Origin of the sequence: Desulfogranum marinum (assembly GCF_016918565.1) — a bacterium.
Classification (GTDB): Bacteria; Desulfobacterota; Desulfobulbia; order Desulfobulbales; family Desulfobulbaceae; genus Desulfogranum; species Desulfogranum marinum.
The window spans coordinates 51,124-74,293 of the sequence record NZ_JAFFQD010000021.1 but is presented as its reverse complement, the minus strand read 5'-3'; the positions used below and the strand labels follow the sequence as shown (position 1 = coordinate 74,293).

General features: G+C 46.5%; 18 protein-coding genes and 5 tRNA genes. 2 read left to right on the top strand and 21 right to left on the bottom strand.

Annotated elements, in window-relative coordinates; all coding sequences use genetic code 11:
* Window positions 1–42: 42 nt before the first annotated feature.
* From JWH17_RS12750 to dctP, 6 genes are all read right to left on the bottom strand, one after another.
* The gene (locus JWH17_RS12750) at window positions 43–825 is read right to left on the bottom strand and encodes a LutC/YkgG family protein (RefSeq protein WP_205223009.1); all 783 of its coding nucleotides are present in this window, start codon (window positions 823–825) and stop codon (window positions 43–45) included.
* The gene (locus JWH17_RS12745; RefSeq protein WP_205223008.1) at window positions 825–2,264 is read right to left on the bottom strand and encodes a LutB/LldF family L-lactate oxidation iron-sulfur protein; all 1,440 of its coding nucleotides are present in this window, start codon (window positions 2,262–2,264) and stop codon (window positions 825–827) included. Before JWH17_RS12745 ends, JWH17_RS12750 begins: the two co-directional genes overlap by 1 nt.
* Window positions 2,257–2,997, bottom strand: a complete 741-nt coding sequence (locus JWH17_RS12740; RefSeq protein ID WP_205223007.1) for a (Fe-S)-binding protein — start codon at window positions 2,995–2,997, stop codon at window positions 2,257–2,259. Before JWH17_RS12740 ends, JWH17_RS12745 begins: the two co-directional genes overlap by 8 nt.
* A gap of 12 nt (window positions 2,998–3,009) precedes the next feature.
* Window positions 3,010–4,329, bottom strand: a complete 1,320-nt coding sequence (locus JWH17_RS12735) for a TRAP transporter large permease (RefSeq protein ID WP_205223006.1) — start codon at window positions 4,327–4,329, stop codon at window positions 3,010–3,012.
* Complete coding sequence (locus JWH17_RS12730) at window positions 4,326–4,844, bottom strand: TRAP transporter small permease subunit (RefSeq protein ID WP_205223005.1); 519 nt, start codon at window positions 4,842–4,844, stop codon at window positions 4,326–4,328. Before JWH17_RS12730 ends, JWH17_RS12735 begins: the two co-directional genes overlap by 4 nt.
* An 81-nt stretch (window positions 4,845–4,925) precedes the next feature.
* On the bottom strand, window positions 4,926–5,981 hold the full coding sequence (gene dctP, locus JWH17_RS12725; protein ID WP_205223004.1) for a TRAP transporter substrate-binding protein DctP: 1,056 nt from the start codon (window positions 5,979–5,981) through the stop codon (window positions 4,926–4,928).
* A 531-nt stretch (window positions 5,982–6,512) separates the two neighbouring features.
* On the opposite strand from dctP, the gene JWH17_RS12720 reads away from it, so the two are divergent.
* On the top strand, window positions 6,513–6,836 hold the full coding sequence (locus JWH17_RS12720; protein WP_205223003.1) for a hypothetical protein: 324 nt from the start codon (window positions 6,513–6,515) through the stop codon (window positions 6,834–6,836).
* Between the two features lie 246 nt (window positions 6,837–7,082).
* Here the strand turns inward: JWH17_RS12720 and JWH17_RS12715 are convergent, their stop codons facing one another.
* The 5 genes from JWH17_RS12715 to JWH17_RS12695 all read right to left on the bottom strand — a co-directional run bounded on the left by JWH17_RS12715 (window position 7,083) and on the right by JWH17_RS12695 (window position 12,664).
* Window positions 7,083–7,583, bottom strand: coding sequence for a HyaD/HybD family hydrogenase maturation endopeptidase (locus JWH17_RS12715; protein WP_205223002.1), 501 nt, complete (start codon window positions 7,581–7,583; stop codon window positions 7,083–7,085).
* A gap of 115 nt (window positions 7,584–7,698) precedes the next feature.
* On the bottom strand, window positions 7,699–9,402 hold the full coding sequence (locus JWH17_RS12710; RefSeq protein WP_205223001.1) for a nickel-dependent hydrogenase large subunit: 1,704 nt from the start codon (window positions 9,400–9,402) through the stop codon (window positions 7,699–7,701).
* 14 nt (window positions 9,403–9,416) lie between these two features.
* The gene (gene hybB, locus JWH17_RS12705) at window positions 9,417–10,565 is read right to left on the bottom strand and encodes a Ni/Fe-hydrogenase cytochrome b subunit (protein ID WP_205223000.1); all 1,149 of its coding nucleotides are present in this window, start codon (window positions 10,563–10,565) and stop codon (window positions 9,417–9,419) included.
* Entirely contained in the window at window positions 10,558–11,553 is a 996-nt protein-coding gene (hybA, locus tag JWH17_RS12700; RefSeq protein ID WP_205222999.1) for a hydrogenase 2 operon protein HybA, read from the bottom strand. The genes hybB and hybA overlap by 8 nt, the downstream gene beginning before the upstream one ends.
* Window positions 11,540–12,664, bottom strand: coding sequence for a hydrogenase small subunit (locus JWH17_RS12695; RefSeq protein WP_205222998.1), 1,125 nt, complete (start codon window positions 12,662–12,664; stop codon window positions 11,540–11,542). The genes hybA and JWH17_RS12695 overlap by 14 nt, the downstream gene beginning before the upstream one ends.
* Before the next feature lie 1,085 nt (window positions 12,665–13,749).
* Here JWH17_RS12695 and JWH17_RS12690 point away from each other — a divergent pair.
* Complete coding sequence (locus JWH17_RS12690) at window positions 13,750–14,388, top strand: hypothetical protein (protein ID WP_205222997.1); 639 nt, start codon at window positions 13,750–13,752, stop codon at window positions 14,386–14,388.
* Between the two features lie 152 nt (window positions 14,389–14,540).
* On the opposite strand, the gene JWH17_RS12685 is transcribed toward JWH17_RS12690, so the two are convergent.
* From JWH17_RS12685 to JWH17_RS12640, 10 genes are all read right to left on the bottom strand, one after another.
* A tRNA-Asp gene (locus tag JWH17_RS12685) sits at window positions 14,541–14,618 on the bottom strand.
* Between the two features lie 6 nt (window positions 14,619–14,624).
* Window positions 14,625–14,700, bottom strand: a tRNA-Val gene (locus tag JWH17_RS12680).
* A gap of 370 nt (window positions 14,701–15,070) precedes the next feature.
* A tRNA-Asp gene (locus JWH17_RS12675) sits at window positions 15,071–15,148 on the bottom strand.
* Between the two features lie 6 nt (window positions 15,149–15,154).
* Window positions 15,155–15,230, bottom strand: a tRNA-Val gene (locus JWH17_RS12670).
* Between the two features lie 112 nt (window positions 15,231–15,342).
* Complete coding sequence (gene lon, locus JWH17_RS12665; protein ID WP_205222996.1) at window positions 15,343–17,760, bottom strand: endopeptidase La; 2,418 nt, start codon at window positions 17,758–17,760, stop codon at window positions 15,343–15,345.
* 8 nt (window positions 17,761–17,768) lie between these two features.
* Window positions 17,769–19,040: an ATP-dependent Clp protease ATP-binding subunit ClpX gene (gene clpX, locus JWH17_RS12660; protein WP_205222995.1), complete on the bottom strand. Its 1,272-nt coding sequence runs from the start codon at window positions 19,038–19,040 to the stop codon at window positions 17,769–17,771.
* Between the two features lie 2 nt (window positions 19,041–19,042).
* On the bottom strand, window positions 19,043–19,645 hold the full coding sequence (gene clpP / locus JWH17_RS12655) for an ATP-dependent Clp endopeptidase proteolytic subunit ClpP (protein WP_205222994.1): 603 nt from the start codon (window positions 19,643–19,645) through the stop codon (window positions 19,043–19,045).
* 202 nt (window positions 19,646–19,847) lie between these two features.
* Window positions 19,848–21,188, bottom strand: coding sequence for a trigger factor (gene tig / locus JWH17_RS12650; protein ID WP_205222993.1), 1,341 nt, complete (start codon window positions 21,186–21,188; stop codon window positions 19,848–19,850).
* An 87-nt stretch (window positions 21,189–21,275) separates the two neighbouring features.
* Window positions 21,276–21,361: transfer RNA gene (locus JWH17_RS12645), tRNA-Leu, on the bottom strand.
* A 389-nt stretch (window positions 21,362–21,750) separates the two neighbouring features.
* A complete protein-coding gene (locus JWH17_RS12640) occupies window positions 21,751–22,908 on the bottom strand; it encodes an MFS transporter (RefSeq protein ID WP_205222992.1) in 1,158 nt (385 codons plus the stop codon).
* Between the last annotated feature and the right edge of the window lie 262 nt (window positions 22,909–23,170).

Genomic DNA, 23,170 nt, shown 5'->3' with positions numbered 1-23,170 from the left:
AAGTGATTGAAAAAAAAAGGTAGTATTGCTCCGGGATATTTCTTAAGGAGCTTCTCCTTTTACAATAAACAGGTGCAATTCCCTTGGTCCATGCGCACCATGAACCATGACCAACTCGATGTCTCCAGTCTTACTTGGACCGGAGATGAGCGACAGACAGTTGGTCAACCCTTGAGCCTGTTCTTCCGGATCCCACTTCAAAAGCGTGTACAGCTCTTCCAGGTTGGCCAGTAATTTCTCTTCCTCAATCACCACAATATGAATGGACGGCACCAAAGAAGCTGAACGGGCATGGCCAGGTCTGCTTCGCATGACCAGGGTGGCAGTAGCAGCAGCAAGATAATCGGCAGAGGTGATGCCGATGAAAGAAGCTTCAACATTTTCCCTTATAGCTGAGCGCTGCGCAGCTGCTGAAACCTTTGCACCCTGTCCTCCTGACACACAATCGGTTGTATGGAGAGTAACTCCATCAAGCTCGGCAAGGGATTCCAGGTGCAACCGGCTCAAAAGTGGATGGTCCCAGCGAACAACACTTTTCTCTGTCCCCCACTCTGGATCTTTTTCAAGAATCAACCTGCCAATGGCGCCTGCAATATCGTCCAGGTTGTCCTCAGGATGAAAATCAATGTGCAGCGGCCCTGCTACCTGCTCAATCACACCCCGTAACTGTTTTCTCTCAGCTGCTGATCGTGTTTTGATTCTTGCAAGCAGTGCTTCCTGCTCCAGCGAGGCTGTTGTGGTGAAGATATCTGCATCACCAGCATTCCCTGCCCCTCTTCCCAGTGCCTTACCAATGGTTTGTATAAACTCGGTTCGCCCCGGCATCACTGTTTTCCTCCCTCTCGCTCTTTCCATCTCTGCATAAAGGTCTTGGCAGCCAAAGGCTTTAGGTTGCGATTATTGGTCCAGCCGTTAAATGGAAAAGGAAGACGACGGATCATACCATCCTGTGCAGGCAATATTTTCTGCAGCACATAGCCGATTTTTAAAAAAAGGTCATACACCTTGCGCCGCTTGATGATTTTCTGCCATGCTTCAAACATCAGTTTTTCCGACTTTCCTTTGGGCTGCACCCCCCACTTGGCATCACCTTCAGAGAGCTTCGCACGCAAGGCCAACAGCATCCTTGGCAGGTTAATTTCCAACGGACATGCCTGCCGACAGGCTCCGCACAACGTCTCGCCGGTGCAGAGATCAGCAGCATTGTTCACCCCAAAAAGAAGTGGAGTGACCACCGCACCAACCGGTCCGGAATAGGCGGATCCATACGCTTGTCCGCCAATCTTACCGTACACCGGGCAGACATTTAAACAGGCTCCACATCGAATGCAACAAAGCATCTCTCGAAATTCTTCATCTGCAAGAATTTTTGACCGGCCATTGTCCACTATAATCAGATGAAAAGCCTGTGGCCCGTCGCAGTGATTTTCTGCTGCCGGCCCACCTATATAACTCACATAGCCACCGATCTGTTGACCTGCAGCGCCCATGGACATCAACCTGAGGATGGACTGCTGCTCTTCCAGGTTGGCAACGATCCGTTCCATGCCCATAAAGGCTACATGCACCTTGGGCAAGGTCGTGGACATCCTGATGTTACCCTCATTGGAAACCGTTGTAATATGTCCTGTTTCCGCACAGGCTAGATTACAGCCTGTAATGCCCATATCAGCAGTCAAAAATTTCTCACGCAGGGCCTTTCGCGCGTCAAAGGTCAAGGTGGGAGGGTCTTCCGTATATGGGGTACCCAGTTTTTCTGAAAAAAGTTTCCCAACCTGCTGCCTGGTCTTATGGATGGCAGGAGCAACAATGTGGGTCGGCTTTTCGTCTGCAAGCTGGATGATGAATTCACCAAGATCAGTTTCGGCAACATCGATACCCGCCTCTTCAAGGGCGTGATTGAGGCCGATCTCTTCGGTGACCATGGACTTGCCTTTAACCACTTTTTTTACATCGTGGTCGCGGGCTATGTTTAGACAGATATCCACAGCTTCCTTATCCGTTGCTGCAAAATGTACCGTGCCGCCATTTTTCTCTACATTATCAGCCAGGGCTTCGAGAAGGATATCTAAATTATCGATTGCCTTACGCCTGTACCCATGGGCTGTTTTCCGCAATTCCTGCCCTTCGGGAAGATTCTGATAAAGATTCTGCGTTGCCGGGCCAAGCCGGGACTGGAGACTTTCCAGTGCAGACTGCAGTACTGGATCTGCAATGGAATCGACTGCTACTTTTTTATACTCTGCTGATGTTATTTCACTCATAACTCTTTCCTGCAAGCAGCTCTGCAATATGCATAACCTTTACCGGCGACTGCTTTCTGCTCAGCATCCCTTCAATATTCATCAAACATCCCATATCACAACCAGCTACCACATCGGCTCCTGAAGCGATAATATTGTTGACCTTGTCCTCTACCAGCGCCTCGGATATCTCTGAAAACTTGACCGCAAAGGTGCCGCCAAAACCGCAGCATTTATCCGCATCTTTCATTTCGACAAGTGTCATATCACTTATATTGGCAAGCAACGCTCGCGGTTGCCGGTCAATATGCAGAAATCGATTAAGATGACACGATGCATGGTAGGTCACCTTGCCGTTGAATCGTGCCCCGACATCTTCAACCCCCAGCACATCCACTATATACTCGGTAAATTCAAAGGTCCGTTCACCGATAGCTTTGACACGGGCCAGCATTGCAGGGTCATCCTTAAATAAATCCTGATAGTGATTTCTCACCATATTCACGCAAGAACCTGATGGGGAGACAATGGTTTGCGCCCCTTCAAAAATGGTGATGAATTTTTCAGCCGCAGCACGTGCAACCTGCTGGTGCCCGGCATTAAAAGCAGGCTGCCCGCAGCAGGTTTGTTCAGTGGGACAGTCAACATGCAGGCCCAGGCCCTCAAGCACATCAACCATTGACTCGGCAACTTCGGGATACATCGTATCCACAATACATTGCACAAAAAGGGTGACGTTATCTTTTTTCTGCATTGTAGGTCTCGCTTAATATATAAGATGGGATGGTAACCATGTAATTAATGAAGGAAAGATAATTAAAAGAATGATAGCAAGCACCTGCAGCCCGACAAAAGGCATCACCCCGCGATAGATATCGATGGTCTCGACATTTGGCGGCGCAATGCCTTTTAAATAAAAGATGGAATACGCAAAAGGCGGGGTGAGAAAGGAAATTTGCAGATTCACCATCACCAACACTGCAAACCATACCGGATCAAAACCCAGCTCTGCTGCAATGGGGGTTATTAAGGGCACGATTATAAACAGAATACCCATCCAATCGATGAACATGCCGCAAAATACCAAAAGCAGCATAATCGTGAAGAGAATGCCCCATTTGCCTATGGGCAGGTTCATAAACATACTGGTGATCACCTCGTCTCCACCAAGTGCTACAAAAACAGTGGAAAAGAAAGTCGCGCCAATGGCGATCATCATGATCATGGCTGTAATGCTCAGGGTCTGTCGACAGGCATCTTTTACGACCCCGACATTGAGCTTACCATAGGAAGCAGCAAGGACCATACTGGCAACAGCGCCCACAGCAGCAGCTTCAGTAACAGCAGCAATCCCGAAAAAAATACTCCCCAGCACAGAAAAAATAATGAGCGCCGGGGGAATGACAGAAGTTGTCAAAATTAATATTTTTTCCTTAACCGTTGCCTGGCGTTCTTCAACCGGCATTGGTGGGCCATCTTGAGGCCTGAAGTAACAGCGAATGCCAATATACAACATATAGAGCAGGGTCAGTAACAGGCCAGGGACAAGACACCCAAGAAAGAGCTTGCCCACGGATATCCGGGCAATGGGGCCGTAGACAATAATCATGACACTCGGCGGAATGAGGATGCCCAAGGTACCACCGGCACAAATAGCACCACACGCCATGGATTTATTGTATTTTTTGGCAAGCATGACCGGCAGTGCCATGAGGCCGATGGTAATCTCAGAGGCTCCGACAACACCGGTTGCAGCAGCAAAAATAGCGGAAATGGCTATGGTAGAGATGCCAAGTCCACCCCTGAAACGACCCCACAAGATGTGCATCGCATTAAAAAGACGCTCAGCCATCCCGGATTTTTCCATAAATACCCCCATAAACAAAAACAGGGGCACTGCGAGCAGGGTGTAGTTTTTCATCAACCCGAATAATCGAGCAATAAAAAGGCCGTAAATATCGGCTCCCATAAAATTGGCCCCAAAAAGAAAGGCCACTCCACCCAACACAAATGCCGTGGGAAAACCGAGAAAAATTCCGGTAAACAGCGTTGCAAACATCAGTGCAACAGATATCTCAGGACTCATCGTATCTCACCGCCATTGCAGACAAAAACAATGTTGCGCAAAAACTCTGCAAAACCTTGCAATACAAGTAAACCAACACCAATGGGCATCACCGTTTTAAAGGGATATATAATGGGCTGCCAATACCCCTGCATCGATCTTTCTCCGATTTCCCAGGAAAACGCCACATACGGAAGCAAGGCATAAAACAGACCACCCCACAACGGAAAGAAAAAAACAAGATACAGCACGGCATCGACCAGCGCCTTTGTTTTCGGTGAGAACCGATTGTACAAGATATCTATCCGTACATGGTGTTTCTTCTTAAGCGTCCATGCCTCGCCCAGCAGGAAAAAAGTACCGCCAATCATATAGCTGAGATCAAAAGACCACTTTGTCGGCTGATTCAGGACATAACGGGAAAAAATTTCATACCCAATAACAACGGTCAGCAGCATAACCAACCAGATGATAATTTTAGCCGAAGTTTCGCTGATGGCATCAATCGCCTTCACAATACTACGTATTATTTTCATCTCGGAAAAACCTGTGCTCCAACAAACAAAGGAGCCGCCGGGTATGCCCGGCGGCTCCTTTAATGAATGAATATATTTTTATTATTTAAAGGAGGGAGTCATAAGTGCTTTGTACTGATCATATCCAGTGCGGAATTTTTTCTGGGATTCGTACACCTTTTTAAAGAAAGGATCATTTGCGCTCTTTTTCTCCATCAATGCGGCGGCCTTCACAGCCAAAGCTTTCTGGATTTCCGGATCGAGGTACTGAATTTTCACACCCTTTTCCTTGAAAAAGTCGAGGGCAGGCACATCTCTTACGATGCATTTGGTTAGTAGTTCTATGGTTGTAGCCTTTGCAGCAACACGAACGATCTCTTTAAGATCTTCAGGAAGTTTATTCCAGGAACGCTTGTTAATCTTGAGGTCAAGAATGGTACTTGTCTGGTGAATGCCCGGAACCAGCAGGTAATCTGCAATTTCGTAAAAGGCAAGATCCTTATCAATGTTGGGAATGCTGAACTCTCCGGCATCCAACACTTTCCGTTGCAGTGCTTCGTATACCTCACCGGCTGGAAGCATCATCACAGAGGCGCCTGCTTCGCTTAAGATTTCACCCCAGTACCCGGAAGTACGAAACTTCAGCCCTTTGAAGTCTTCCATCTTGGTAATGGGTTTATTGGACCAGGCAAGATTCTCACTGGGGATAATACCACAGGGAGCAACATAACCAAGATCAAATTTCGCATACAATTCATCAAGTAACTGACTCCCTTCCCCTTCGTACAGCCAGGTAAGATACGGAATCGCTTCCATGCCAAAAGGAATATAGCCAAACAAAGGAGCGGCAGGCAACTGGCCGACCGAGTAACTTGGCGAGGAGTGGGCAGCATCGATAACGCCCATCCGCACCGAATCGGTTACCTCCAACGCACCCATAAGCACTCCGGCAGGGTAGGTTTTAATGGTCAGCCGACCATTACTCATTTTCGTTACTTGATCGGCAAAAGAAGTAGCAGATTCCTGAAGAATTGTCCCATCCGGCCATGATGTAGCCATTTTCCAGACAAATTTATCAGCTCCCAGCACGCTGGTGGTCGTGACAGTCGAGACAAAAAACAAAGCCGCCACAGTCAAAATTACTTTTTTGAGTTGCATCCATACCCCCTTGAGATTGATGATAATCCAATACCTTTAGCCCGGATTTCTCATCAGTGAAGTTTTTCGCAGATCGAGGCGCAGGACATGCAGCTGTAGTAAGCTACCGCAAATGGCCTGCAACAAAGAGTCTGCGGAAAAATCCGCTGACCCGGAGGGTGAGTTTTTTGATTATCGACGAAAAAAACAGTCTGTTTATTTAGTGCTGCCGTATTTTTTATCAATATCAGTAGGTTAATTCGGAAATAAAAAAACTCATGAGAAATCCGGGTTAGTATCTAAAATAGGGAGTTAAATAAACGCCGGAGCTGCAAATTGTCAATGATTTTATGCTATGGGACTGAATAACAATTCAGTATCAGCCGGAGGGGCTACAGGTAAGCACCAGGCAGGACGCATGCTGCTGGAAACCTATCGCTTGAGATATAGCTACATGTAATTTCAGTTCAATAAATGCCGAAAGCAGGGTAAATAGCCCAGAAATGAAAGTTGTTTTTTTGGCTCTAGATCCCCTTTACATATCCATATAAAATGTATTTAAATTTCCGCTCTTTTCATAAGCTACGCATTGTAACGGCTGTCATTGTTTTCCTTCTTGCCATCATTTATCTTAATGGAGGAGAAAAATTCTCCCTTGTCGGTTTTGCGACGCTCAGCACTGTCGTTGCATTCCTCTGCAACAAAATCCGAAAAGGAATTATGCCCGCCGTCTGTGATCTCTGCGGCGCCAGGGCAACAATGAAGGCTGAATATGGCGCCGGCTTTTCCAATGCCAGGCTGGTGATCGATTGCCCCAGGTGCGGCAGGGTGATTAATCAAGCCAAACAAGGGGTCAATCCGCAAAAAGAAAAGTAACTTCTCACAGGCATCCCACGGAGTCTCCCGCTGGTCGCTTACCTCTTTGGACGGTCACGATCTCCCGCATAGAGTGGCTATAGCGAAAAATCGCGCCTGTCCAAAGATGAGGCACCAGTGAGCAGTTACAGGCTTTATGTATAATCAGCAACAGTACCGCATTGAGTCTAGATTTTGCTGTACCACTGCCGCGCTCTTACCCTCGCCGCGCAACGGGAAACCAAAGCAAGGGCGAGAATTACGGTGTTATTTTTTCTCAGTCAGCGATACAGATAACGTTGCCAACGATTGCAAAAGAATGTCGATAACATCGGTAACGCGCTCTGCAATCAACGGGGAAAGGTCCATTCCAGGCTCCAGAGTCTGCGGGACAACGGTTATAAACTGTACCTGCTCTGGTACCTTTCCTCTGATCTTACAGATATCAAGAATCTCCAGCATTCCTATTTGGTGGGGTGACATTCTCGTTTGCACATCCCCTGCCCTGACATCTTCCTCTGTAAAAAGATGAACAGAACCTGGATCGTCTTCCAGATCAATCACATCCAAAACATAAAGTCGATCACACTGCTCTATAAACGGCGCGAGCAATATGCCGGCTGTACCGCCATCGAAAACACGTATATTTTCAGGTATCTCATAGCACTGTTCAATGTGCTGCACACAGTGAACCCCGAAACCTTCATCACCCAGCAGCAAATTACCGATGCCGAGTATGCCAATGGTTTTATTGTGCAAACAGGTCATATTTTAAACCTTAAAAAGATGACAACCCCACCACTTAACCAATGTAACAGGAAATCAAGTGATGGGGCAGCCGAGTTACAATAAGTCTCGCTGGTTGTCAGCCGTGCGAAAAATCCTACATCACTTTGATGGTGGACAATTTCCCCCCTTCAGGGTTTAACATATGCACGGCACAAGCCATACATGGGTCAAAAGAGTGAATGGTCCGCAGGATTTCAAGCGGCTTTTCCGGATCAGCAACCGGGTTGCCGACCAGGCAACGCTCATAGTATCCGGGTTCATCATTGGTTCCCCTTGGGCAAGCAAGCCAGGTGGACGGAACAACTGCCTGGTAATTCCTGATTTTGCCGTTTTCAATCACGATCCAATGCGAGAGGGTACCCCTTGGGGCCTCATGAATGCCGACACCGCGCTGCTCACCTTCTGGGAAATGAGGCTCATTGAAGGTTGTATTGTCGCCGGAATCAATATTGGAAATCAGTGCCTCCCACTGCTCGGCCATGGCATCCTGAACCACTGCCGCCCTGATGCTCCTTGAGATATGGCGCCCCATGGTTGATGGAAGAATATCCGTATCAAATGTGGTCTGACCAATAGACGCCATTGTTTCCAGCATCGTGTTGGTATACTTAACAGCAGGCGCATGCCGTGCTGCAAGCATAGCAAGCACACTCGCCACCGGGCCGACTTCGGCCGGTTCATTCTGAAATGATGGTGATTTAACCCAGGAGTATTTGCCATCCGCCTCCTTCCCTGTAAAGTTAGGCTCTGTTTCCTCTACATAAGGATGCCGTGTCCAGTCACCTGCATAGTAGGAATGCTTAACACTTTCTTTGACATTATCCTCAAAAAATGGGTCTTGAGAGCTGCTTATTCTTCTGAAGCTCTCCATATCGCTGCCTTTTATATAGCCGCCAGGCATGGCAAAGTTCTTGCCTTGCTCATCCATAGGCATTTCCGGAACAGAAAGATAATTGCCGTTACCTTTACCATAAGCACACCACTCGGGATACATTGCCCCGATTGCAGCAACATCGACCATATACACCTGCTGAACAAAATCCCGCACCTCATCCATCAGGGTCTTGATGTAATACAGTCTTTCCATGGTCAGCGTAGCCGGGCTGTCCAGATTAATGGGGTTGGCAACCCCGCCCACAGCAAGATTTTGGATATGCGGTGTCTTTGATCCTAGCACCGTCACAACCTTGTTTATTTTTCGCTGATACTCCAGAGCCTGGAAATAATGTACCGCAGCGATAAGATTAACATCAGGATCAAGCTGCATTGCCGGATGGCCCCAATAGCCACTTGAAAAAGGACCCAGTTGGCCCGAGCTTATAAATTTCTTTAGTTTATCCTGGGTCTGTTTAAACTCCTGGTAGCTGTTATTTTTCCAGGGAGAGAGCTTCTGGGCCAAAGCCGCCGCTGTTTTGGGGTCTGCTTTGGTGGCTGCCGATGCAATATCTACCCAGTCAACTGCGGAAAGGATATAGAAATGAATGATATTATCGGCAAGACAATGGGCACCAACAATCATATTCCTGATGTACTGCGCATTAACAGGGACTTCAAGGCCCAATGCATTTTCAACAGCACGTACGGAAGCCATTGCATGGACAGTGGTACATACCCCGCAGATGCGCTGCACGATCAGCCAGGCTTCACGCGGGTCCCTGCCTTTTAAAATGGTTTCAATACCGCGCCACATAGTTCCGATGGATCGGGCATCCAGTACTTGGCCGTTTTCCACCTCACACTCAATGCGAAGATGCCCCTCAATTCTGGTTATAGGATCTATTACAATTTGTTCAGACATGACAAAACTCCTTACTAATTCAATTCAGCCGACTTATGAACGCTGAAAACAGGGAAAACTTTTACAAAGAGTGTATACGCTGCAATTTCGAAGGCAATAAGCCCGTAGGTAATCATTTGTTCACCGATGGATGGAAAATATTTCCATCCCGTTCCAGGATCAAAACCAATGATATAGGTGTTGAATCTGAACAAGGAACCACCGATCAACACCGCCACTGCAGCAACAAAAAGCAATCGCGGATTAGAGCGGTAGTTTGGATAGGCTAAAATGAAAAGGCCAATGAGAAGCATCAAGTTTTCGACAAGAAACATGTTGCCGAGGAAAGTGCCTGAGAAGGCATTGGCCATCTCGCCGCGCATGAAAATATTCTGAAAACGGATGATAAGATAAAACCCTAAAACCCAGGACATTATCCGCGCGACCTTGGAAAGCATATTGGTCTCATCGCCAAGAGCATAGACCCGGGAAGAAATGGTCGCTTCAAACACCACCATGGCAAACCCCATGAATAAGGCAGTAAGCAAAAAAAGTAACGGCAGTGTGCTTGTATGCCACAGGGGAGAAAGTTTATACCCTGCCATGAGCATCATTGTTCCCAGCGAAGACTGGTGCATGGTCGGCAGCAGCACTCCAAGGGCAATCAAGGCAAAAATCACTCGATTGAGTCTTTTGCCGAAATTTTTTAACTTCCATTTTTCAACAAAAGCCGGCGTAAACTCCAACCACAGGACAAAGATATAGGTCCCGATGCACATGGCCACCTCAAACATGACCGAATGAAAATTCATCTGCCAAGGCAGGTAAAGGTTATAGACATTCAGGTACCTGCCGATATCGAGAAAAACGGAAACACCGGCAAGAGTATAACCAAACATGGATGCCAGGAGCGCAGGTCTTACCAGAGGATGAAATTGACCTTTATTTAAAATATAGACAAGCAGAGCCATCACGTAGCCACCACAGGCAAAGGCGGTACCGACAACAACGTCATAGGCTATCCATATACCCCACGGAAACCCATCATTCATATTTGAGATAGACCCTATCCCAAAAACAAAACGTTTAATCGCAAAGTAACCTGCGATGCCGACAATAATCAGGCAGACGAGAAAAGTTGGGGTAAATATTCTACCGCCCAGGGGTTTTGCTTCTTCACTCATGAGTATCTCCTTTGACGGTATCTTTTTTTTCGGTTTTTCCCTGTTCCTCTGCATTTTTATTTTTCTTCACCATGAATACAAGTCCGGCAAGAACTACCAGGGGATACACCATTCCCTTATAGATGGCGTACTGAATACCACTGGCCATGGAAACAAAAGATTCCTTGGGAAAGGTCGGCAGGCCGAACTTCTCAAAAGGCACTGCGGACATATACATTACCTGGGTGCCGCCAAGTTCCTCCCTGCCATACACGTGACGTACATATTTGGGTGCCTTAAAGACATGGCTCTTTCCTGAATCAATGGAGGAAACGGGAAAATCATATTGCTTGCCGGGTTTCATTTGCAGCCGACGCCGGGTCTCTTCAATCAGCTTTTCCACAGGACCAAACAATGAAGCCCCAGTTGGGCACACCGAACAACAGGCGGAAATACCGCCCTTGGCAATAAGATGAGAACAAAGCTGGCATTTGACGATTTCCGGATACGGATCATCCCACTCAAATTTAGGAATATTGTACGGGCATGCTACCTGGCAATACCTGCAACCTATACAGGCATCCTTATTGTAACTCACAATCCCACTTTCTTTATCCTTGGTAAGGGCGCTTACAGGGCAGGCCGTCACACAGGATGGGTCCACACAATGCAGGCACTGGCGCTTAATAAATGCATACCCGTCTTCGACAACATCTTTGTTAACCCCCTTACCACTGGAAAATTTCTTGATAATATTGAGCGTTTTCGAAGATAGATCCTGAGGCTTATCCCAGATGGTATTACCCTGGCCAAGTTCAGCTTGCATTGAATTAGCGTCTTTACAAGCCGACATGCAGGCGTTACAGCCCACACACAAGGTCGAATCATAAAGAATACCCAAAGCATTCGGCGGAAGTGCTTCTACAGTTCTGGCATCAACAACTTGACCATCCAGAGTTAACAGGGCCAGACTACCGGCTGCTCCTTTAATAAAATCACGCCTTTTCATCTTCATCTGCAGACCCCTTGGTTCCAAGCTTCGCGGTAAAAACTGCTCCGGCGCCTATTGCAGCACCGCCTAAACCGGCCATAAGAGCTGCCGAACCGGCGGATACGCCCTGTCCACGTTCAACCGTGATGGGGGCATGCTCTGCAGCTGGAGTTGCGTGAAGGACAGGGCTGGTAGAAAACTGAGGCATATGAAAGCCAACCCCTTGTTCTGCGCAGCCGAAACAGGGATGACCGATTGCCACCGGCCAGCAGCCCGATCCTGCATCACCGAATTGACTGGTCGAACAGTTCGCATAGGTTACCGGCCCCTTGCAGCCAAGATAATACAAACAATATCCCTGACGATGGCCTTCGTCACCGAATTGACGGGCAAAGCGCCCGTTGTCAAAATGCGGTCTCCGTTCACAATGTTCATGAATTAAACGCCCATACGCAAATTTTGGTCGATTTTTCTTATCAAGGCTAGGCAGCTTATTAAAAGTGAGGTAATGGATCACGGTTGAAAGAAGGTTGTACGGATTAGGTGGGCAACCAGGAATACTAACCACTGTTTTATCGGTCAGGACAGACTGAACCCCTACACACTCGGTAGGATTCGGCTCCATCGCAGCAACACCGCCCCACGAAGCACACGAACCAACGGCAATAACGGCTCCGGCCTGGGCACCAATTTCTTTCACACTATCAACAAAATTTTTGCCACCAACCTGGCAGTAAATCCCCCCGTCTTTGAGTGGAATCGCTCCCTCAACAACCAGGATAAACTTACCGTAGTTTTCCTCCACAGCCTGATGCAAAGCGCCCTCAGCCTGATGCCCTGCTCCGGCGGAGAGGGTTTCGTGAAAGTCGAGCGAAATGAGGTCAAAAATCAGTTTTTCTATTGAGGGGTGCTCTGACCGGAGTAGAGACATACTGCAGCCGGTACACTCAGAGCCATGGAGCCATATGACCGGCGGTCGCTGAGGGCTGCTAATAGCATGTGCTATCTTCGGCACTACAGCTTCGGGTAAAGCCATGCCCGCAGCGACTGCAGAGCAAAATTTCATAAAATCCCTGCGCGTGACTCCATTTAATTTTTCCTGAATTTGCCTAAAATTCTGTTCCTTCATACTCTCTCTCTTGATTACCGGCCCGCACGCAACCCTGCTGCGACAGCGCCTATAGCATTTGTACGTATTTTCACCTGCAAATATCATCAGTAACCGCTGAAGGTTCACTAAGACATTTTGCAAGCACCTTACGCTCCTTCTCAGATACGTCTGCATGTAATGTGTTCATTGCATCTATAATACCCAACCATCGGCCATAACCTTCGCCCACTTTTGCACAACTGGTTGAAAGACCATGACAGCTGCTGCATTTGTTTACTAGAATTCCCCGGCATCCCTTATCGGATCGGCACCCTGCAAGGGCGACAACCAAAAACCCTACAAGTAATACATTTTTAATAAACATTTCAGCAGACTAAATGGTTAAAAGAAGCAATAACATCAAGACGTCAAGAGATCCTTCCCAGGAATCCGGCATGCACACAGCATACATTGCTGCAGCAAACGAACCCCTGCACTTAGGCAAAACCACTTAACACATAACGCACACTTTGCACATTTTCTTCTCTTTGTATCAGCATTAATGATGGAAAAACCCTACAAATAATTATATGGGTCTCGAAACACTGTACAAGAAGCTCTTGCAAAGTTTGAAAGACAAACAGAGGTTTACATAAAGGTGAGCAGCAAGGGGCCATTAAAAAATGATACCAACAGAACTGCACTTATTCAGATATTTACAAGGACAGAGACAGGAAGGAGGTTACAAACAGGCTACCAGCGAGAGATATCCAAAAAGAATTGAAGAGGCAAAGCTCGACGAGGGGATAATGTATCGGCTAGATACACGCATACACGGAATTTAATGCTTACTTTCCACATCCCCTACATGTTTGCAGTCGAGTATCTATCAAAATAAAACGAATAAAATCAAATAATAAAGAGGGATACATCAGGAAAGAATTCAACGCAAACCATATAACGGAGATATTTTCTTACTGCCTGGTTAGTGATTTTTAAAACAATACCGGAAAAATAAATAATAATGATTAGTTTTTAAATATAAGCAGCAGGGAAATCCAATGCGACTATCCGTTCCTGCGCTTAACATCCGCTGTTTGCACTTTTAACCATAGGGAATTATCATGAAAAGGCTCTTTTCACGTCAATCCCAGCTCAAGTCACTGACCAAGGTCTGCAGAAACTCCTACCTCACAAGCTGTTGCCAGGCAATTGTTTACGGATCATTCATAACCATTCTCATCCAAGCCTGGGAAACGGGAGATGCCTTTTTTTTACTGGCCACCTACTCAGAAGAAACCATGAAGTTTGTTAGAAATTGGGTAACCTTTGGCTACGTCCTGACTATAGTTCATTTTTTCATCAAGCTGGAACAGATCCCAAAGTATCTCGACGTTGTGCAGTCTGATAACCCTAAATACGATCTAAAAAGACATCTTGATTGTGTTCGTTGGGTCGGAGTGGTCTGCGGATTTACCGCGGGTATGCTGTTATCCTACTGGTACATACACTCTGCTACGGGTCCCGACTCCAGGCTGATCTGGTCTGTTATAATCCTGATGTTTATCATCATGATCGGAACCGGCAAAGACTTTTGGAGAATGTCGGGACTTTCCCCAAATATTGCAAAAAAAATAGAAGCCCTGACTAGTCGGTATGTGGTCGCGAGGAAATTTTGTCTTGAAATCCTTGAACACAGACCATTCGTTGATGTCGATTTCGACCTCCTGACCCAGGAACTTAGAAGGACTGCAGTTATCTAGCTCGAATTTATCAGGGCCAACACCTCCTCTTACATAGAGCCGGAGGTTTGATAAAGAGGTTTCACGAAAGAGACAAAAGAAGGTAATGCGGAAATGCATTACCACATAAAAAAAGGGTAGTTGGCTGATTGCCAACTACCCTGAATTTTTTATGGCGGGATCGACGAGACTCGAACTCGCGACCTCCGGCGTGACAGGCCGGCGTTCTAACCAAACTGAACTACGATCCCTTGCTGTGGTGGGCGAAACAGGGCTCGAACCTGTGACCCCCGGCTTGTAAGGCCGATGCTCTCCCAGCTGAGCTATTCGCCCCCAGCGATGAAGAAGGTATTTAGCAGGATACGCCCTGTCAGTCAAGCACTTTATCTATTAAAATAACATTTTAAACACAATACAGCTTAGACGGGCGATGTCACAAAAAAGCAACCCTTATCTCCAACGGTATCATAAAAAAAACTCTGCCACCTCCCAGCTTCCGAGACATCACTCAACCATCTCTACACATGCCCTTGTGACCGATAGAAGACTTCTCTACAAAGTTGAAAGGGTACCATTAACATATTGGCCGGCGTAACAACTTACTCTCCGTTGAGGGGCAAGGTGGGCTTCTTGCGAGAGCACTTCCTGCAAAACAAAAAAAAAAGGGGTTAGCCTAATCAGGCTAACCCCTTATATTTCCTTATGGCGGGATCGACGAGACTCGAACTCGCGACCTCCGGCGTGACAGGCCGGCGTTCTAACCAAACTGAACTACGATCCCTTGCTGTGGTGGGCGAAACAGGGCTCGAACCTGTGACCCCCGGCTTGTAAGGCCGATGCTCTCCCAGCTGAGCTATTCGCCCCCAGCGATGAAGAAGGTATTTAGCAGGATACGTCCTGCCAGTCAAGAAAAAAAACTCTCTAAGTTAAGTATTCTTGAATTAAAACGTTACGCGTATCAACTCCCCTGTCCTTTTATTGCGCAGGCGTATTGTGTGAGGAGAGAGTAAAGTCACTATAGATGGAATCGAGCGACACATCTTTAAACAATGACTCGCCCTCTCTGGAAATCAACGCTTTTTGCAAGACATCATTCACGTTATCGACCAGTTCAACCTCCAGGCTATCGCGTATCTGCTGAGGAACATCTTCCAGGTTAGGCTCATTGGCTTTTGGAATAATAACCCTGGTGATATTGCCTCTTTTTGCAGCAAGCAGTTTCTCGGTCAATCCACCAATAGGCAGCACCCTGCCCCTCAGCGTAATTTCACCGGTCATGGCAATATTTCTATCTACCGGCAATTTAAGTATTGCCGAGACAATACTAGTGGCCATGGTTATACCTGCAGAGGGTCCGTCCTTTGGGATAGCTCCTTCGGGGACATGAACATGGACATCGATCTTATTATAAAAATCGGGTTCAAGCCCAAGACGCATTGAGCGCGATCTCACAAAGGAGAGAGCTGCCTGGGCAGACTCCTGCATCACATCACCAAGTTTCCCGGTGATGATCATCTTGCCCGATCCCGGCATAATAGTCGCTTCGATCTGCAGTAATTCTCCCCCAACTTCCGTCCACGCCATACCGGTAGTAAGGCCGATCTCGTCAAACTTTTCAGCAAGGCCATATCGATATTTTGGAACCCCGAGATAATGGGCAACACCATCTATCCCTATCTGGTATTTTTTGCCAGTCTCCTTGTTCTTTAATCCTTCCCTGGCTACCTTCCTGCAAATACCGGCAATGGTACGCTCCAGATTACGAACGCCTGCTTCACGAGTATATCGACGGATAATTTCTAATATGCCCGGCTGATCAATAATAATCTGCTGCTCGGCAAAGCCATTGGCTTCAAGCTGTTTAGGGAGTAGAAAATCATTGGCAATATGCAATTTTTCTTCTTCTGTGTACCCGTTGAGCTGAATGATTTCCATTCTATCCTGCAATGGCAGGGGAATACCGTGCAAATTATTGGCAGTGGTTATGAAAAAAACACCGGAAAGGTCATAATCAAGATCAAGATAGTGGTCGTTAAAGGCGTAATTCTGTTCCGGATCAAGCACTTCAAGCAGCGCGGAAGAAGGGTCGCCCCGAAAATCCACGCTCATCTTGTCCACCTCATCCAAACAGAAAACAGGATTAACCACCCCTGCCTTTTGCATCGACTGAATGATCTTCCCCGGCATTGCCCCAATATAGGTACGACGATGACCGCGAATTTCAGCCTCATCCCTTACACCGCCGAGGGAAAGCCTGATAAACCGGCGCCCCATTGCACGGGCAATGGATTTGCATACAGATGTCTTTCCAACGCCGGGAGGACCGACCAGGCAAAGAATCGGGCCTCTAAGTTTTTTAACCTGCGTTTGCACAGCAAGGTATTCCAAAATACGTTCTTTTGGTTTTTCAAGACCGTAGTGGTCCTCATCAAGGACAACTTCCGCTTTATCGATATCTATTTTCGACCGCGACTTCTTTCTCCACGGCAAATCAAGGATAGTATCGATATAGTTGCGCACCACTGTAGTTTCGGCAGACATAGGGGGCATCTGACGAAGTTTTTTTAATTCTTTGGCAACCTTGTCTTTGGCAATTTTAGGTAATTTCTTCCTGTCTACCGTCGCTTCAAGTTCAGTCAGATCGTCGCCGCCCTCACCCTGGCCGACCTCATCTTGAATAACGCGCATTTTTTCAGAAAGATAATAGTTGCGCTGTGTAGCGCTCATCTTTTTCTTTACCTTGGTATGAATATCCTTTTCCAAGGCAGAGAGCTCCATCTCCCTGTTAAGGATTTCAAGAACCATTGAAATCCTTTGCGGTACAGAGGCTTCCTGTAAAACATTTTGTTTTTCTTCGGTTTTCAGCTGGATATGGGAAATGACCAGGTCAACCAACCTGGAGGGGTCTTCGATAGCGGTAACAGTGTTATAGACCTCCCTGGGAAGCTTTTTATTATCCTGGGCAAACAGGCCAAAGGTTTTTTTCAATTCGCGTACGTATGCATAAACCTCTTGGCTCTGCGCATCGACATCTTCAATCATCTCCAAGGCAGTAGAATAGTAAACGTCTTCTCCACTCCCCTCAAGTTTGGAATCAACAATACGGGCCCTACTCTTCCCTTCGACCAATGCCTTAATTGTACCGTCAGGCAAACGCAACAATTGCATCACCGATGCTATGGTACCGATTGTATACAAATGACGTTGCTCGGGCTCATCAACAAGAGCGTCCTTTTGAGTGACCAAGAAGACCAGACTGTTGTCTTCCATGGCAGTTTCCAATGCCAGAATGGACTTTTTTCTGCCAACAACAAGCGGAGCAACCATGCCCGGAAACAGCACAATATCTCTCAAGGGCATGAGAGGAAGTCTTTCAGTGGTAAATTGATCCATAAAACTGCTCAGGCACTCTTTTTATTTTCTGAATTATCGTACAAGATAACAGGATACTCACCTTCGGTAATCACCTGTTCGTTAATCACACATTCTATAGCGTTCTTATCAGAGGGGAGTTCATACATGACTTCCAACATGGCTTCCTCCATAACAGAACGTAACCCTCGGGCCCCTGATTTTCGCTCCAAGGCCTTTTTAGCAATAGCATCCAAAGCCCCTTCGGTAAATCTCAGTTTAACCCCTTCCAGGTCAAACAGTTTCATATACTGCTTGGTCAGGGCATTTTTAGGTTCCTTTAAAATACGTATCAGGTCTTCTTCAACCAATTCTTCCATGGTGGCAATAACGGGCAGCCGACCGACAAGTTCTGGAATCAGACCAAATTTAAGCAGATCTTCAGGTTGGATACCGCTTAAAATTTCCCCAACACTCTTATGAGAATCGCTGACGACTTTAGCACCAAAGCCGATTGCCTTCGTGCCGGTGCGCCTTTTTATCACTGTATCCAGACCGACAAAGGCTCCGCCAACAATAAAAAGTATATTAGTGGTATCAATACGTACCAATTCCTGCTGAGGATGTTTCCTTCCTCCCTTAGGAGGAACTGAAGCGGTTGTACCTTCGATGATTTTCAACAGTGCCTGCTGCACGCCTTCACCGGAAACATCACGGGTAAGAGATGCGGAATCAGACTTTCGGGCAATTTTATCAATTTCATCGATATAAATAATACCGCGCTCTGCCTGATCAATGTCGTAATCAGCTGCCTGAAGGAGACTGACCAGGATATTTTCGACATCATCACCCACATAGCCGGCTTCTGTCAGCGTGGTCGCATCAGCTATAGTGAAAGGAACATTAAGGACCCTGGCCAAAGTTTGCGCAACAAGAGTTTTACCGCTACCGGTCGGGCCAATGAGTATAATATTTGATTTTTGCAACTCAACACTGTCCTTCTCATTAACCGGACCCACATCAATACGCTTGTAGTGATTATGCACAGCCACTGACAACACTCGCTTAGCATAGTCCTGGCCGATGACGTAATCATCAAGGTGTGCTTTTATTTCCTTTGGCTTAAGCACTACCTTTTCTGCGTCCGTGGTGATTTCTTCCTCACCAGCGGAATCAACAATTATTTCATTACAGAGGTCAATGCACTCATCGCAGATATAGACATTAGGCCCTGCAATCAGCTTACCTACTTCCTCCTGGCTTTTTCCACAGAACGAACAGGTACAGTTGCCTCCATGCTCATCATGGAATTCTTCACTCACTATTATTTCTCCCCGTCGATTTCCTCACGACTGGTCAACACTTTATCAATAATCCCATATTTACATGCTTCTTCAGCACTCATGAAATTATCTCTTTCTGTATCAGCCTCAACTTTTTTCATTGTCCTACCGGTATGGTGAGCCAAAATAGAGTTGAGATCCTTTCGCATGCGCAGGATCTCCCTGGCATGGATATCAATATCAGTTGCCTGCCCTTGAAAGCCACCCATGGGCTGATGAATCATAATGCGGGAATTAGGCAATGCAAAGCGCTTACCCGCCGCCCCAGCGGCAAGCAGCAGCGCACCCATTGAAGCGGCCTGTCCCATGCAGAGAGTTGCCACATCACAACGAATGTATTGCATTGTATCATAGATAGCCATCCCGGCGGTGACGACACCACCGGGTGAGTTGATATAAAAAGTTACATCCTTATCCGGATCATCTGCCTCAAGAAAAAGTAACTGTGCAATGATAACACTGGCAACTTCATCGTTTACCTGTGATCCCAAAAAAATAATACGCTCTTTTAAGAGGCGTGAATATATATCAAAAGCCCGCTCACCACGTGGGCTTTGTTCCACAACCATTGGAACCAAATTCATACGAGTATCTCCAAAATACGGTACATCTGTTTAGAGGCAGAAGCAAAAGGCCAATTTATGAGCCCGTTGATTTACTGTCTTTTCGCCCTATCTCTTCGTTATGCTGAAAAAATAATCCTCGGAATATCAACCATATGCCTGTGGTTATTTTTTAAGCATGCCTTGACCTTGAACGAAAACCCTAGTAAATTAACAGACTCATTTATTCTGCTGTTTTTACCTCAACAGCTTCCTCTGCCTTTCCGTCAGTGACTTCATCCACCTCAATCAGGTTAGCTGCGTCACGCAAGTAGCCAAGAATTTTTTCATTCAGCAGTTCATTCATAAAAGGCAGGATTTCCTCACGGCGTTTGAAGTACCCCTTAACCTCATCAACGGTCATGTTGTACTGATCAGCAATACGCTGATATCCGCGCTGAATGTCTTCATCTACGACCTTAATATCCTCAACTTCCGCTATTTTTTTAAGCAAGAAATCGCCTTTCACTCTTTTCACTGCAATTTCACGATTCGACTCGACCAGTTGTTCCAGATTAATTCCAGCCGATTCGAAACTAAGGCCGCTTCGCTTGAGATTTTCCTCGGTCTGCTTGAGCATTTCCTGAATCTCGAATTTAACAAGGCGCTCAGGAACTTCAAACTCATTGAGTTCTATAAGTTTATTCATGAGCCGGTCATCGAGATCTCCCTGCATGGTCTCTTCCTTGGCCTTTTCAAGATTTTTCCTGATCTCAGCTTTCAAGTCAGCGATGGTAGCATGTTTCTCGTCGATATCTTTAGCAAACTCATCATCGAGTTCAGGCATCAACCGCACTTTCACCTCTTTCACTTCAACCTTGAACTCTACTTTTTTACCAGCAAGGATTGGATTCGGGTAATCTCCGGGAAAGTCAATTTCATAGAGTGTTTTATCGCCCTTCTTCAGGCCGATCAATTTCTCTTCAAACTCTTCTCCAAGTTTATTAAGTCCTACATCTACACTGTAGTCCTCATTACGTACCTGCGGCATGGCTTTGCCATTATGAAAACCTTGGAAATCGACAACAGCCATGTCGTCCACAGCTATACCGTGTCCTTCTTCAGCTGTTTGCAGAGCCGCATTTTCACGCTGCAACTTTTTAATCTCGATATCGACTTCTTCGTCCGAAACCTTGGTCACGGGCTTTTCGACATCAATCCCTTTATACTGGGAAAGATCGAATTCCGGTTTTACATCAACCATTGCCACATAAACAAATGTTCCGCTTTCCGGGAAGGAATGCTCTGTAATTTCAGGATGTACTACGGGTTCTATTTTTTCCTGCTCAATAGCGTCAAAGTAGGTTTCCTGTACAAGTTGTTCGCCGACTTCAGCCTGAACCTGCTCTTTAAAATTTTTCTCCAATACAGTCCGTGGCACCTTACCCTTACGAAACCCTTTGAGTGAAACGTCCTTATTTACCTTGTTATAGGCCTTGTCAAGGTTCTTACGTACGAGTTCCTTAGGCAGGGTAATGGTCAGTTTTTTGGTCAAATCAGAGACATTTTCGACTACGATTTCCATGGACTGCAGTTCCTTTGTTGTCCTGTCATATTAGTTCACAGGATAATTTATAATGATCAGCGATATTTTGTTCGCGTTATTTACAGATGGTGCGAAAGGGGGGAGTCGAACCCCCACAAGCTATGCTCGCTGGATCCTAAATCCAGTGCGTCTACCAATTCCGCCACTTTCGCGTTAACCGAGTACTAATAATCAACATAGTTGCACACGTCAAGTAGTGCATTATCAAAAAAATATAGTTTCACAACAACTTTAAGAAGTTAGGCTGTAAATTCCGCTGGTTAAATTTAGACGTGATAAAGAGTTACGATATACTTTCCGGTAAAAAAGCGTTGCCAACGTTTTAACCCGTATTTTTCATCAGTTCAGGCTGCGTCAGCTTCAATGTTTACACCAATAAACCTCTATTCATAGCCAGAAAGACTTAGCGGATCTCACTAACATTCAGCAACCATGCGAAAACATGCAGCTCTCTTTGACTTCGCATAACAAAAAAAAAGCAACCAATGTAGTAAAGTCACACAATGGCCATGCGACAATCGGGTCGGTGCCGAATTCCGTATCAGGTGGCCGTGCTTATCATATAGGCCCCAAGATAGGTGAAAATAAGAACAGCTGCACCGCTGACGTAAAAAGCCCACTGTATTCCCCATACATCCATGGAAACTCCGGCCAAGATAGCGCCGGAGAAAACACCTGCACTCATGGCCAGATTAAAAACCCCCATCATCGTTCCCTGCCCATAATGGGCACGTCCTTCTTCTGTGGCTAGTGCTCCTAGAACAGGCCAGATAACAGCTTCTCCTAAACCAAGAAGCATATACAGTACCACCATCATGGATACTGACCGGCCCGAAGGAATGGCGAGGATAACAGCGCCCATACACGAACAGCCGATCACCAACAGTAAAACCTTGCTGTGGCGGTCAGCCAATTTACCAAAAGGCACCTGCAACAGAGCATTTACCAGTGTTCGACAGGCAATAATCAGCCCGATCTGCATGCCCGTTGCCTTGTGCTGGCTGCTCACAAGAAGTGGTAAAAAAGCCATTGTAGGTACCATCATAATCATCGTAGAAAATCTGGCAATCAACATACCCATGGTTTTTCGACGCCCAACCATCTTGCCAAGACTACGAAAGAGGCCAAGCGGACCGGTTGTCTCATGCTGCGTGTTATACGGCATATTGACGATTACCAAAGTAAGGGCACAGCCGCTTAGCGCCGCCATTACATAAAAAACCGAAGATAAACCCCACTGATCGGCAACGGCCCCACCGATAACAGGGCCGCATCCTATCCCGCAGAACAAGGCTATATTCAAATACCCCATGTAACGACCTTCATGGCCTTCTGGAGCTAACGACCCCATGTAGGCCATGGCAATGGGGATAATCATAGCAGAGCCTACTCCCTGAAAAGATCGAATAAAAATAAGATCGAGAACACTGGTCGCCTTGGGGACCAGTAGGCCGACAATGGCAAAAATTGCAAGGCCGGCCATCAGAAACCCCTTGCGACCCCACGCATCAGACCAATTGCCGACTACAGGCTGCAGCACCCCTCTGGTTACTGAAAAAGCAGCAATGATAAAACCTAGGGTAAAACCGGTTGCGCCCAGATCGGTGGCAAAAAGAGGCATCACCGGAATAATGATTCCAACCCCCAGCATGGCGGTAAAGACGGTAAACAGTACTGTTACCAGAATTTGTTTTTCCACTACCACCTCGTAAGCATTTTGCAATCGGCTACTCCAGACTCTATACAGAGAGAGGATACCACTTTTGTTATTTATTATAAATATTTAACTGCGAGACCGTGTAATAAGGGATACTCAAAAAAAAGCCCTGTCCCAATAGCGCTGAATGAAGCTCAGGTCTTAGCCCGGATTTCTCATCAATAAAGTTTTTCGCAGGGCAAGGCACAAGCCGCGCAGCAGGTAAGCGAAGACTCCGGTAGTAAACTACCACAAGTGGTTTGTA

What these genes read in the sequence shown, in the direction of transcription:
- dctP (WP_205223004.1), bottom strand. Translation starts at nt 5,981, where the DNA reads ATGCAACTCAAAAAAGTAATTTTGACTGTGGCGGCTTTGTTTTTTGTC.
- JWH17_RS12735 (WP_205223006.1), bottom strand. Translation starts at nt 4,329, where the DNA reads ATGAGTCCTGAGATATCTGTTGCACTGATGTTTGCAACGCTGTTTACC.
- JWH17_RS12690 (WP_205222997.1), top strand. Translation starts at nt 13,750, where the DNA reads ATGAAAAGGCTCTTTTCACGTCAATCCCAGCTCAAGTCACTGACCAAG.
- JWH17_RS12720 (WP_205223003.1), top strand. Translation starts at nt 6,513, where the DNA reads ATGTATTTAAATTTCCGCTCTTTTCATAAGCTACGCATTGTAACGGCT.
- JWH17_RS12715 (WP_205223002.1), bottom strand. Translation starts at nt 7,583, where the DNA reads ATGACCTGTTTGCACAATAAAACCATTGGCATACTCGGCATCGGTAAT.
- JWH17_RS12750 (WP_205223009.1), bottom strand. Translation starts at nt 825, where the DNA reads ATGCCGGGGCGAACCGAGTTTATACAAACCATTGGTAAGGCACTGGGA.
- hybB (WP_205223000.1), bottom strand. Translation starts at nt 10,565, where the DNA reads ATGAGTGAAGAAGCAAAACCCCTGGGCGGTAGAATATTTACCCCAACT.
- lon (WP_205222996.1), bottom strand. Translation starts at nt 17,760, where the DNA reads ATGGATCAATTTACCACTGAAAGACTTCCTCTCATGCCCTTGAGAGAT.
- clpP (WP_205222994.1), bottom strand. Translation starts at nt 19,645, where the DNA reads ATGAATTTGGTTCCAATGGTTGTGGAACAAAGCCCACGTGGTGAGCGG.
- JWH17_RS12710 (WP_205223001.1), bottom strand. Translation starts at nt 9,402, where the DNA reads ATGTCTGAACAAATTGTAATAGATCCTATAACCAGAATTGAGGGGCAT.
- JWH17_RS12740 (WP_205223007.1), bottom strand. Translation starts at nt 2,997, where the DNA reads ATGCAGAAAAAAGATAACGTCACCCTTTTTGTGCAATGTATTGTGGAT.
- hybA (WP_205222999.1), bottom strand. Translation starts at nt 11,553, where the DNA reads ATGAAAAGGCGTGATTTTATTAAAGGAGCAGCCGGTAGTCTGGCCCTG.
- tig (WP_205222993.1), bottom strand. Translation starts at nt 21,188, where the DNA reads ATGGAAATCGTAGTCGAAAATGTCTCTGATTTGACCAAAAAACTGACC.
- JWH17_RS12730 (WP_205223005.1), bottom strand. Translation starts at nt 4,844, where the DNA reads ATGAAAATAATACGTAGTATTGTGAAGGCGATTGATGCCATCAGCGAA.
- JWH17_RS12695 (WP_205222998.1), bottom strand. Translation starts at nt 12,664, where the DNA reads ATGAAGGAACAGAATTTTAGGCAAATTCAGGAAAAATTAAATGGAGTC.
- JWH17_RS12745 (WP_205223008.1), bottom strand. Translation starts at nt 2,264, where the DNA reads ATGAGTGAAATAACATCAGCAGAGTATAAAAAAGTAGCAGTCGATTCC.